Consider the following 12,096-nt stretch of genomic DNA (forward strand, 5'->3'; position numbering starts at 1 on the left):
TTTGTGATAAAATTCACAAAAAGTTCATTTTACTTAATTTTAACTAAAAATTACAATTATATTTAAATAAATAAGGTATATTAGGACTATAGTATGATGTAATACACAGCGCATTACAGTATAGTATAGATAAATCAATTAAAGTCTCTTCTTGGAGGTCAATAAATGAATAAACTTATACAATCGTTATCAGCAATTGGCGTTTCTGCAACTCTTGTATCCCCAAACCTAAGTGCAGAAGCCACTGACAATTCAATTCCAGAGCTTAAAGGTACGAATGATACAATCATAGATAAAGGTGAAGAATATAATCTTTTAAATGGTGTACATGCATACGATAAAGAAGACGGCGATTTAACACATAAAATTAAAGTTGATGGTAATGTTAATATCAACCAAGCTGGAAAATACAAAATTGAGTATAAAGTGGAAGATTCAAACGGCGCATCAAGTAAATCGATACGTTATATAGAAGTTAAATAAATTAAAATTCCATACATAGCAAAAACCAAGCTAAATGATAACCTTTATCACTACTTTTTTGATAAAATCACCCTTTCGCCTTAAATATGACACTTTTCACAAAATGTACACATAATTTTAACAAATCTTTGAAAGCCCACCAGACGTTGAGTTTGTTGGGTTTCTTTTAATTTTACAATATTTTTTTCGCACAAACACTTGTAAATATTGCGTAATATCTTAAAATTGATGTTAAGCCCTACATTTGTAGTATTAGGAGGTCAAAAAAGTGTCAAAATTTAAGTCTTTGCTTCTACTCTTTGGCTCGCTAATTTTACTTAGTGGCTGTTCTAACGTAGAAGTTTTAAACCCAAAAGGGCCGATGGCAAGTGATTCGAAGTTTTTGATTATGTATTCAATTATCTTCATGCTTGTTATTATTGCCGCTGTACTTATTCTATTCACAGTTTTTCTATATAAATATAGAATTGGAAACACTGATGAATCAGGTAAGATGCACCACAATTCTTTATTAGAAACAATTTGGTTTATTATTCCAGTAATTATTGTAATTGCATTAGCTATTCCAACAGTTAATTCACTTTATAATTACGAGGAAAAACCACAGAAAGAAGACGATCCACTTGTTGTTTATGCTACAAGTGCTGGTTATAAGTGGTTCTTTAGTTATCCTGAAGAGAAAATCGAAACAGTTAACCATTTAACTATTCCGAAAGATCGCCCAGTTGTCTTCAAACTCCAATCAATGGATATGATGACAAGTTTCTGGATTCCACAATTAGGTGGTCAAAAATATGCGATGACAGGTATGACTATGGACTGGACTTTAACAGCTAGTGAAGAAGGTACGTTCCGTGGACGTAACTCAAACTTCAATGGTGAAGGCTTCAGTCGTCAGACATTTGATGTGAATTCAGTAAGCCAAAGCAAATTCGAGGATTGGGTAAAAGATGCCAAAAAACAAAAAGTATTGGATCAAGATACATTTGATAAGCAACTTTTACCAACTACTGAAAACAAAAATTTAACTTTCAGTGGTACGCATTTAGCATTTGTTGATCCTGCAGCAGACCCTGAGTATATTTTCTATGCTTATGATCGTTATAATTTCGTTCAAAAAGATCCAAACTTTAACACTGAAGAAGAACGTACAGCAGATGTGTTAGATAAACCAGATCAACCTGCACGTAAGCCGGAAATCACAAATGCTAACTACGAACGTCATGGAATGAAAGCCATGATTTTAGGCAATAATGAACCATATGATAGTGAATTCAAAGATGAAGAATCACATAATATGGATGAAATGGAAAAAATCTCTGAAGGTGCTAAAGATGAAAAAGCATCTAAAATTGAGAAAAAAGACCATGAAAATGGAGGTGGACATTAATGAATTTTCCATGGGATCAATTACTCGTTCAAGGTAACTGGATGATAACAATGGGACAAATTGGTGCTCCTTTCGCAGTTATTGCCGTAATCGCAGTAATTAGCTATTTCAAATTATGGAAATATCTATACAGAGAATGGTTCACATCTATTGACCATAAAAAAATTGGTGCAATGTACTTAATCTGTGCGGTATTAATGTTCGTACGTGGTGGTATTGACGCGCTAATGATGCGTACGCAATTAGCCATTCCAGACAATACATTTTTAGAAGGAAACCATTATAATGAAGTCTTTAGTACGCACGGCGTAATAATGATTATCTTTATGGCTATGCCTTTCATCTTTGGTTTATGGAATGTTGTCGTACCACTACAAATTGGTGCGCGTGACGTTGCATTCCCTGTATTAAATAACGTAAGTTTCTGGTTATTCTTCTCAGGTATGATTTTATTCAACCTTTCATTTATAGTCGGAGGCTCACCTGCAGCTGGTTGGACAAACTACGCACCACTCGCAGGAGAATTCAGTCCAGGACCTGGTGTCAACTATTACTTAATAGCGATACAAATTTCCGGTATTGGTACACTGATGACTGGTATTAACTTCTTTGTTACTATACTTAGATGTAAAACACCAACAATGAAATTTATGGAAATGCCAATGTTTACGGTTACGACTTTCATTACAGCATTAATCGTTATCTTGGCTTTCCCAGTATTAACAGTTACATTAGCGCTATTTACAACTGATAGAATTTTCGACACAGCATTCTTCTCAGTTGCAAATGGTGGTATGCCAATGCTTTGGGCTAACTTCTTCTGGGTATGGGGGCACCCTGAAGTGTATATCGTTATCTTGCCAGCATTCGGTATCTACTCTGAAATTATTCCGACATTTGCACGTAAACGCCTATTCGGACATCAAAGCATGGTCTGGGCGACTGCAGGTATCGCATTCTTAAGTTTCTTAGTTTGGGTTCACCATTTCTTCACAATGGGTAATGGTGCATTAATTAACTCATTCTTCTCAATTTCAACCATGTTAATTGGTATACCAACTGGTGTTAAAATCTTTAACTGGTTGTTCACGCTTTATAAAGGGCGTGTTACCTTCGAATCTCCAATGCTATTCGCATTAGGGTTCATACCGAACTTCTTAATCGGTGGGGTAACAGGTGTTATGCTTTCAATGGCGGCAGCAGATTATCAATATCATAATACTTACTTCTTAGTAGCGCATTTCCACTATACGCTAGTAGCTGGTGTAGTATTTGCCTGTCTTGGAGCTTTAATATTCTGGTGGCCTAAGATGACTGGCTTCAAGTTAAACGAAACATTAAACAAATGGTGTTTCTGGTTATTCATGATCGGATTTAACGTTTGTTTCATACCACAATTCATCCTTGGATTAGATGGTATGCCACGTCGTTTATACACTTATATGCCAGAAGATGGTTGGTGGTTACTAAACGCAATCTCAACTGTCGGTGCCCTATTAATGGCATTAGGATTTATGTTCTTAGTTGCAAGTATCGTATACAGCTTCTTCAAAGCACCACGTGAAGCAACTGGCGACAACTGGGATGGTTTAGGACGTACTTTAGAATGGGCAACTGCTGGAGCAATGCCACCTAAATACAACTTTGCTATCACACCAGACTGGAATGACTATGACACATTTGTAGATATGAAAGAACATGGTCGTCATTATTTAGACAACCATAACTATACAGATATCCATATGCCAAATAATACTCCTGTTGGATTCTGGATGGGAATTCTCTTCACTATTGGTGGATTCTTCCTTATCTTTGAAACACTCGTTCCAGCTATTATTTGTTTAATTGGTATCTTCGCAACTATGGTTTACCGCAGTTTCCAAATCGACCATGGTTATCATATACCAGCGTCTGAAGTTGCTGAAACTGAAAAACGTTTACGTGATGCACGTATAAAAGAAAGGGAGGCTGTAAGTCATGAGTCATGATGCAAACACAATTGATCAACGTTCGCATGAAGGTAATTTAAATAAACTTGGCTTTTGGGTATTCCTTACAGCAGAATTCTCATTATTCGGTACGTTATTCGCAACATTATTAACACTTCAACACGGTGGCGATTATGCTGGAAAAATGACGACTGAATTGTTTGAATTACCATTAGTTTTAATTATGACATTTGCATTATTAATTAGTTCTTATACATGTGGTATTGCAATTTACTATATGAGAAAAGAAAAAGAAAAATTAATGCTGATTTGGATGATTATCACTGTATTACTTGGTATGGTATTCGTAGGCTTCGAGATTTATGAGTTTGCGCACTACGTACATGAAGGTGTTAATCTAACTATCGGTTCTTATTGGTCTAGTTTCTTTATTCTATTAGGAACACATGGTGCCCACGTGTCATTAGGTATTGTTTGGATTATTTGCCTATTAATTCAAGTAGCAATGCGCGGATTAAATAAAGACAATGCTCCTAAATTATTTATAGTTAGTTTATACTGGCACTTTTTAGATGTTGTATGGATTTTCATCTTCACTGCCGTATATATGATAGGGATGGTGTTTAGCGGATGAATACAATAGTAAAACATACTGTAGGTTTTATCGCCTCAATCGTTTTAACGATCTTAGCTGTATTTGTAACTTTATACACATCTATGGCACTTAATGCTAAGATTACCATCATCTTTGGTTTTGCTTTTATACAAGCTGCAGTTCAATTATTAATGTTCATGCACTTAACTGAAAGTAAAGATGGTAATTTACAAACCTTTAAAGTTTTATTTGCGATTATCATTACTTTAATTACTGTTATCGGTACTTATTGGGTAATGCAAGGTGGACACTCAAGCCACTTATAATCAATATAGACTTCTCTTCTGAGAAGCCTTAGAACAAAGAGACCCCCCTACGCATTTATTTGTGTAGGGGGGTCTCTTTATATATTGATTTCGTTAATTTCAAAATATGTATGTTTTGTTGTTATAAATTTTTCGTATGAAAAGAAAGCACTAAATTAATCGTTTATATTAACTATGGTAAATCAAACATGCAACTGACCGTCACTTTTCCTTCTTCATATCCCCCCTATTTTCAAATAGTATTTTCATTAGATGACGCCGATTTCTAAAAAAAATACTTCACGAATATTAAAAACTAACCTAGATTATTCAAAATAAATACTAATAAACTAAACTTAGGCTCTATGGAATGTCTTTACAACATTATTTCCTCATATTTCTATCAATAGTCGCTTAATTTTTCAATTGCTATACAACATTTTCTAGGTAAAACAATGTACACTATATTTAAATGATTATTTATTTTTAGGAGGAAATTCAATTATGAAACAACCTATTATCATAGATTCAGATCCTGGAATTGATGATGCTGCTGCGATTAGCATTGCATTAAATCATCCTAATTTTGATTTGCGAATGATTACTACAGTTAATGGAAATGTAGGTATTGAAAAAACAACTGCGAACGCTTTGAAACTTAAACGTTTTTTCTCGAGTACCGTTCCTGTACATAGAGGTTCCTCTCAACCATTATTATCAGAAATCGTAGATGCTAGTGCAGTACATGGTGAATCTGGGATGGAAGGATATGATTTTCCTAAGATTAATTACAATGATTTATCATCCACTCATGCTGTAGAAGCCATGCGCAAAGAACTTCAATCAAGTGAAGACCCTATTACTTTAATACCAATAGGACCTTTAACAAATATTGCCCTATTACTCTCAACCTATCCAGAAGTAAAAGATTATATTAAAGAAATTGTATTAATGGGTGGTTCGGCAGCTCGAGGCAATGTCACACCATTAGCAGAATTTAATATTTATTGTGATCCAGAAGCAGCACACATTGTATTTAACTCTGGATTACCAATTACAATGGTTGGCTTAGATGTAGCTAGAAGTTCTACACTTAGTCACGCAACGGTGAATGAATTACAAAGTTTAAACAAAACCGGTGACATGTTGCATCAACTTTTCAAACATTATAAAGGCGACGATTTTGAAAAAGGAATCAATGTCTATGATGCATATACGATACTTTATTTATTACATCCTGAAAAATTTGATGTGAAAGAGGCAGATGTACAAATTGAGACCACTGGAACACTTACAAAAGGTGCAACTGTCACAGATTTTAACACGCACTTCCCTAACTGCTCAGTTGTTATGTCTATCGAAACAAACGATTTCAAAAAACTATTTATTGAAGCTTTAAAATACTGTATATAATCTTAGTAAAAAACACACGCCCATTTCCATGGCGTGTGTTTTAAAATTTCAATTAATATGATTTACCCACATGATTATAAGGTCCACCCTGTTTTAAAATCTGATTGTAAATATGTTGGATTTTCTGTTCATTATTCACGTCACTATTTTCATAATTAGTTCCTAGGATTACAATATACTTGTCATTAAAATATGACGTAAAAACTTGACCAAAAAAACCACCATTAATTCTATTTTTATCTGCAAAGGAATAAAACCCATAGCGATAAGGTTGAGGATATTTAGACGTCTTACTCTCATGTATCAGTGGTTTTGATATATGGCTGTTTAATATTCTATTATTTTGTAATCCTAAAATCAATTTTCCCATATCACTCGGCGTCATGTACAAATTACCCGCCCCATAATACTGTTCTAAAACGTTGGGATACTGTTGTAGTGGTTTGCCAGATTTACCATCCTTTTTATAACCCTTAGCCATATATGCTTGAAAATTTGAATTATCGAAAAATGCAGTGAAATTTAAATGTTGCGGTTTTGAAATTCTATCCTCAAAATTTTTCTTATACGACTTGTTTGTCACTTCTTCAATCACACGCGATAATACTAAATAATTTCCGTCGTTGTACCTATTTTTATTGTAAAATTTAGGCTCAATGCCTTTTTGTTGAACTGCATGTACCGCTTCGTTTAAATTTTTATAATTTGGAGAAGCTTTATATTTAAACAATCCACTTTTATGCAACATGAGTTGATTTAAAGTAATTGGCTGCTTCATTTTAAACCATGGCAAATATTTAGTTACAGAATCGTTCATGTTAATTTTATTTTCGCTTTCTAATTGTTTCAACATTAATCCTGTTGCAAACTTTTGAGAAGATCCAATTAAATATAAAGTATCTGCTTGATTCTGTTTATTTTCTTGAATGTTTTGCAAACCGTATCCTTTATTTAATTTGAGTTGACCATTTTCGAACACAGCTGCAGTACCGTTAAATTTAACTTGTTCAAGATATTGATTAATCTGCATCATCTGTGGATTTTGATTATCGACAATAGTCTGTAAATGTCCCATTTGTTTATTCGTAGTTTCTTGTTTCGTCTCATTTTGTACCATTGGCGTTTCTTGATGACTACGATGATATAGCTTATAGGCGATTGTAATAATAATTACTATTAATAATATAATTAAAATGATTGTTATTTTTTTGAGTATCTTTGTTGTCATAATGTTGCCTCTATATTTGTTTAAACTATATTATTAATATAGTTTGCTTCAAACTGTTGTGTAATTTCATCAATATTTTCAACTTCAAGTGAAAAATATAATTTAATTTTTGGCTCTGTACCAGAAGGTCTTAACGCAATAAAACCATTTTCAAAAATAAATCTAATTAAATTTGTCTTTGGTAATGTTAATTTCTCAGTATGACCTGTTATCATGTCTCTAACTTCTCCAACATGATAGTCCTCAATTTTTAGTACATCCATACCACATATAGAAAATACCTGTTCATTTCTAAATTGCGACATAATACTTTCTATTTTTTTAACACCGGCTTTTCCTTCAAATGTAGGCGCAAGTGTTCTGTCCTTGAAATAACCGATATTTTCGTAAATATCTTCAATTGTTTCCTTAAATGTTATACCGTTTTTATCAAGTAAATTCTTATATTTAACTAATAATGGTACCATTTGTATAGCATCTTTATCTCTTGAAATAGGTTGTGCTAAGTACCCATGACTTTCTTCAAATGCAAGCAGTAATTGCTTATCATCATCTTTCTGTTTGTGTTCTATTAAATCTGAAATGAATTTAAAACCTGTCAGAACATCGTTAACTTCTACATTGAGAGATGTTGCTAACCTTTCTGCTAGCTCGCTCGTAACTATTGATTTGATCATATATTGCGGCGTACTATCTTCAGTTAAATCTTGGAACCTTAATTTCATTAATAATAGCCCTATTTCATTGCCATTAAAATATCTAAAATCATTATCACCATAACGTTCTATAAATCCTAATCGATCCGCATCAGGATCAGTTGCAATAATAAGCTGTGCATCTGTTTTATCTGCTAGCTGTTTGCCAAGTGTAAAAGCTGCTTCATCTTCAGGATTAGCAATAGCTACTGTTGGAAAATTACCATTAGGTTCTGACTGTTCTTTTTCTATAACAAAATTATGATAATCTAATTCAGTTAAAATGTCAGATACCAAAGGTAGGCTCGTACCATGTAAACTCGTCAATATGACTTTTGCGTCATGTGCATCTATTGATCCTACTAATGACTTAACTTCTTTTTTATAACTTTCTGTTACTTCATTCGACATATATTTTATTTTACCGTTTTCTACGAACGCATTAAAATCACCTTTTTCAATATTTAATGGTGTTTCAATTGAATTTATATATTCACTTAATTGCTCTGAAGCTTCAGGTAATAATTGTCCACCCTTTTCATTATAAATCTTTATACCATTATAATTTTTAGGATTATGACTTGCTGTAATCATGATGCCTGCATTTACTTGTAGATGTCTTACGGCAAAGGATAATTCTGGTGTCGATTTATAATTGTCTGAAATAATAGCTGTGATACCATTATTTGCCAACACACTTGCCATCTCTTGTGAAAATGCTTTTGATAAAAATCTTGTATCAAAATGTATGACAACAGATGCGTCATCAACATTATGATTTAAATATTGAGCTAAACCTAGCGCTACTTTGCGGACTGTAAAAGCATTTAACCTTGCTGGTCCTAAACCAAATGTACTTCTAATACCTGCAGTACCAAATGATAAGACCCCTTCAAAACCAGCATTCTGTTCTTCTTCTGTTTGTGTTTCGTAAAAATCCTTTACTAAACTTTCATTTATATTTTCTAACCAAAGTGCTTTCACTATAATATTTCCTCCTCAAATCATTCATTCCTAGTACGTTTATTATATCTTTATGCTGGAATATGATTAAATTTGTTTCAACACTTGCTATAATTAAGTATAAAGGCAATCTAAAATTTCTAACATCTTTTAATTATAATCATCTACAAGATGATATTTCCAATATATATTATATCCTATGTCTTTAAATAAATCATATTTTATCAAATGACATTATTGTAATACTATTTTTATATTTATTAACCTTTCCACTTTCAATGATTTAAATCATTTCATAAATGATGATTTGATTAAATACAATCATATTTACTTAATCATACATGACAAGTGCATTGTATATTTATGATTAACACATAACTTCTGCGTGCATATTGTTTCATCATTTTATTACACATTGCCAATAAAATTACAATTAACAACTTCATAGTTGATATTTTTTAGTGATAGTAATAAAATTATAATTTATAGTGCATTTTCTTCTTTACAAATAATTTACAAAGTTAAAAAGAAGTAAAATCAAAATATAAATATAGTTACATGTACAAAAAATCTAATAATTTGGGAGCTTCAAACATGAATAAATTTTTAAAATATTTCTTAATATTTCTTTCATTAGTTCTTGTCGTTGTTCCAATTATTTTTGCGATCATATTGCTAAAATCTTCTCAAGGCGCTTTTGAGTCTTCCTTTAATGATAGTGATTCCTCTAGGAAGTCAAATATACGTGACTCTAAAGTAAATCCTTCAAAAGATCCTATATCTATCCTATTTTTGGGAATTGATGATAATAGTGGCCGTGAAAAAAATGGACAAACAGCTGAAAAATCTAGAACCGATGCAATGATATTATCTACTTTTAATGCAGATAAGGAACAAATTAGAATGTTAAGTATTCCGCGTGATACAATCAGCTACATACCAAAAGTTGGTTATTATGATAAAATTACGCATGCACATGCATACGGAGGCCCTACTGCTTCAATGGACTCAGTAGAGGCTACATTAGATTTACCAGTCGATTACTATGTCAGAATTAATATGGAAGCGTTTGTTGATGCAGTTGATGAATTGGGCGGCATTAAATATGACGTCCCTTACAACATTAATGAACCAAATACAAACGATACTGGTAAAATTAAAGTCAAAAAAGGCTATCAAAATCTTAATGGCGATGAAGCATTGGCTGTAGCTAGAACACGTCATCAAGACTCAGATTTAAAACGTGGTCAGAGACAAATGGATTTAATTAAAAAACTATTTGCAAAAGCACAAAAAGCAGACTCATTTAATAAACTAGATGATGTTGTTGAAATTGTCGGAAAAAATGCCAAACATAATTTAAGTTATGATGAAATAAAAGTACTTGCTACTTCTTATTTAAAAGATGATATAAAAATAAAAAGTTCACAACTTGAAGGTGACGATGATTATTTAAATGGCATTTATTACTATAATCCAGATATAAAAAATATCCTGTCAACGACAAATATGTTGCGAAGTGACTTAGATTTACCTAAAATTAAAGATAAAGATGAATTATTAAATCAACGCGTGATTGATTATTATGGTACACTCGTACCATTAACCGAGTTAGATGATAGTCTTCTAACGAAATCACAAAAAGATAGCTCGGAAGATGAAAATAGTAATGAAAATCAATCAAATGAGAATGACAATAGCAACTCAGAAACAAATAACGCTGAAGATTATAATAATCAGCAACAAACGGATCAGTTTGGTAACGAACAAAATAACGTGAATCAACCCCAGAACGATTCTAATCAACAACAAAATGATCCTAACCAACAGCAAATTGATCCAAACCAACAACAGAACGCTCAAGAAGTACCAACGAATCAATATTAATCTAGAAAGGAGCTCGTAATATGTCACGCAAAACTTATGAAAAACTAGCACATGTGAATGGCATGTTTAATGTTTTAGAGCAGCAATTGATTCACAGCAAAGATATGGCGCTATTCAGAAATGAATTTTTCTACGTTAATCATGAACATCGTGAGAATTATGAGGCCTTACGCATTTACTATAAAGATAGTGACCTTAATCCTGTAGTTGATGGTGCGTGTTACATCGTTGCACTCCCAGAAATATTTGAAAAAGTTGATGTTTTTGAATCTGAGTTACCATTTACTTGGGTATATGATCAAAATGGTATCACTGATACTATGAAGCAAATCAGTGTACCTATCCAATACTTGATTGCTGCAGCGTTAGAAGTAACCGATGTAAACCTATTCAAACCTTCTGGCTTTACCATGGGAATGAATAACTGGAATATTGCACAAATGCGTATTTTTTGGCAGTATACAGCAATCGTAAGAAAAGAAGCACAATAAATTCAAATAACTCTACCCTACCATCTATTTTATGGTAGGGTATTTTTAATATCTAAAATGAGAAAAGAGGTAAATATATGTTTAATATTGTGACTACACCTAAAATGATGGACGATGCATTAGAAATTCGTAAAGAAGTATTTGTGAAAGAACAAGGTGTTCCATTAGAAAATGAAATTGATCAATTTGAAGACGTTGCCACTCATGTCATTGGTTATGATTCAAATCATATACCTTTTGCTACTGGAAGATTTCGTCCTGTAAATGATAGTGTAAAAATAGAACGTGTAGCTGTTAGAGCGACGCACCGTAAATCAGGATATGGTCAATTACTTATGCAATTTCTTGAAACATCTGCAAAACAACAAGGTTATAGTAAATTGGCGTTAAATGCACAATATCATGCCAAGTCCTTTTATGAAGCGCTTGGTTATAAATCTATTGGTGATATCTTTATGGAAGAAAATATCGAACACATTGCTATGACAAAAATAATTTAAAAATTTTTCATCCGAATATTACAGTTATTCTTCATTTAAATTTTGTAATATTTCAGAAAGTGTAATATTTTAATATAATGTAAATTAGGCGTTATAACGCTTTTCTATTAGCTTTATAATTTTTTAATACTGGCTTTAGATTAATTTTATATTACAAAACAGTAAAAACCAGCCTCTAGGTCTTTCGTCGTATTATA

At 32.5% G+C, this 12,096-nt stretch carries 11 protein-coding genes; 9 read left to right on the forward strand and 2 right to left on the reverse strand.

The window, feature by feature from the left end; all coding sequences use genetic code 11:
• The first annotated feature begins 165 nt into the window (after nucleotides 1–165).
• The 6 genes from SSP_RS08695 (at nucleotide 166) to rihC (ending at nucleotide 6,135) form a co-directional block, all read left to right on the forward strand.
• The gene (locus SSP_RS08695) at nucleotides 166–483 is read left to right on the forward strand and encodes a DUF5011 domain-containing protein (RefSeq protein WP_002483709.1); all 318 of its coding nucleotides are present in this window, start codon (nucleotides 166–168) and stop codon (nucleotides 481–483) included.
• 268 nt (nucleotides 484–751) lie between these two features.
• The gene (gene qoxA / locus SSP_RS08700) at nucleotides 752–1,873 is read left to right on the forward strand and encodes a cytochrome aa3 quinol oxidase subunit II (protein WP_011303443.1); all 1,122 of its coding nucleotides are present in this window, start codon (nucleotides 752–754) and stop codon (nucleotides 1,871–1,873) included.
• The gene (gene qoxB, locus SSP_RS08705; RefSeq protein WP_011303444.1) at nucleotides 1,873–3,861 is read left to right on the forward strand and encodes a cytochrome aa3 quinol oxidase subunit I; all 1,989 of its coding nucleotides are present in this window, start codon (nucleotides 1,873–1,875) and stop codon (nucleotides 3,859–3,861) included. The genes qoxA and qoxB overlap by 1 nt, the downstream gene beginning before the upstream one ends.
• Nucleotides 3,851–4,456 carry a cytochrome aa3 quinol oxidase subunit III gene (gene qoxC, locus SSP_RS08710; RefSeq protein ID WP_002483712.1) on the forward strand — a complete coding sequence of 202 codons (606 nt, stop codon included), beginning with the start codon at nucleotides 3,851–3,853 and terminating at the stop codon, nucleotides 4,454–4,456. The genes qoxB and qoxC overlap by 11 nt, the downstream gene beginning before the upstream one ends.
• Entirely contained in the window at nucleotides 4,453–4,743 is a 291-nt protein-coding gene (gene qoxD / locus SSP_RS08715; RefSeq protein WP_011303445.1) for a cytochrome aa3 quinol oxidase subunit IV, read from the forward strand. Before qoxC ends, qoxD begins: the two co-directional genes overlap by 4 nt.
• 483 nt (nucleotides 4,744–5,226) lie before the next feature.
• Entirely contained in the window at nucleotides 5,227–6,135 is a 909-nt protein-coding gene (rihC, locus tag SSP_RS08720) for a ribonucleoside hydrolase RihC (RefSeq protein WP_011303447.1), read from the forward strand.
• Nucleotides 6,136–6,187: 52 nt separating this feature from the next.
• Here the strand turns inward: rihC and SSP_RS08725 are convergent, their stop codons facing one another.
• Both SSP_RS08725 and SSP_RS08730 read right to left on the reverse strand, forming a co-directional pair.
• Nucleotides 6,188–7,363 carry a serine hydrolase domain-containing protein gene (locus SSP_RS08725; RefSeq protein WP_011303448.1) on the reverse strand — a complete coding sequence of 392 codons (1,176 nt, stop codon included), beginning with the start codon at nucleotides 7,361–7,363 and terminating at the stop codon, nucleotides 6,188–6,190.
• Between the two features lie 20 nt (nucleotides 7,364–7,383).
• On the reverse strand, nucleotides 7,384–9,042 hold the full coding sequence (locus SSP_RS08730; RefSeq protein WP_011303449.1) for a phospho-sugar mutase: 1,659 nt from the start codon (nucleotides 9,040–9,042) through the stop codon (nucleotides 7,384–7,386).
• 573 nt (nucleotides 9,043–9,615) lie between these two features.
• On the opposite strand from SSP_RS08730, the gene SSP_RS08735 reads away from it, so the two are divergent.
• From SSP_RS08735 to SSP_RS08745, 3 genes are all read left to right on the forward strand, one after another.
• Complete coding sequence (locus SSP_RS08735) at nucleotides 9,616–10,908, forward strand: LCP family protein (protein WP_011303450.1); 1,293 nt, start codon at nucleotides 9,616–9,618, stop codon at nucleotides 10,906–10,908.
• Between the two features lie 20 nt (nucleotides 10,909–10,928).
• A complete protein-coding gene (locus SSP_RS08740) occupies nucleotides 10,929–11,399 on the forward strand; it encodes a DUF2538 family protein (protein ID WP_011303451.1) in 471 nt (156 codons plus the stop codon).
• 77 nt (nucleotides 11,400–11,476) lie between these two features.
• Nucleotides 11,477–11,899: a GNAT family N-acetyltransferase gene (locus SSP_RS08745; protein ID WP_011303452.1), complete on the forward strand. Its 423-nt coding sequence runs from the start codon at nucleotides 11,477–11,479 to the stop codon at nucleotides 11,897–11,899.
• Nucleotides 11,900–12,096 lie beyond the last annotated feature (197 nt).

It is taken from the genome of Staphylococcus saprophyticus subsp. saprophyticus ATCC 15305 = NCTC 7292, from assembly GCF_000010125.1.
In the GTDB taxonomy this organism is placed as follows: Bacteria; Bacillota; Bacilli; order Staphylococcales; family Staphylococcaceae; genus Staphylococcus; species Staphylococcus saprophyticus.

Bases quoted from the DNA above. Each gene is read 5' to 3' on its own strand.
- SSP_RS08695 (WP_002483709.1), top strand. From the start codon at position 166: ATGAATAAACTTATACAATCGTTATCAGCAATTGGCGTTTCTGCAACT.
- qoxB (WP_011303444.1), top strand. From the start codon at position 1,873: ATGAATTTTCCATGGGATCAATTACTCGTTCAAGGTAACTGGATGATA.
- qoxC (WP_002483712.1), top strand. From the start codon at position 3,851: ATGAGTCATGATGCAAACACAATTGATCAACGTTCGCATGAAGGTAAT.
- qoxD (WP_011303445.1), top strand. From the start codon at position 4,453: ATGAATACAATAGTAAAACATACTGTAGGTTTTATCGCCTCAATCGTT.
- rihC (WP_011303447.1), top strand. From the start codon at position 5,227: ATGAAACAACCTATTATCATAGATTCAGATCCTGGAATTGATGATGCT.
- SSP_RS08725 (WP_011303448.1), bottom strand. From the start codon at position 7,363: ATGACAACAAAGATACTCAAAAAAATAACAATCATTTTAATTATATTA.
- SSP_RS08735 (WP_011303450.1), top strand. From the start codon at position 9,616: ATGAATAAATTTTTAAAATATTTCTTAATATTTCTTTCATTAGTTCTT.
- SSP_RS08740 (WP_011303451.1), top strand. From the start codon at position 10,929: ATGTCACGCAAAACTTATGAAAAACTAGCACATGTGAATGGCATGTTT.
- SSP_RS08745 (WP_011303452.1), top strand. From the start codon at position 11,477: ATGTTTAATATTGTGACTACACCTAAAATGATGGACGATGCATTAGAA.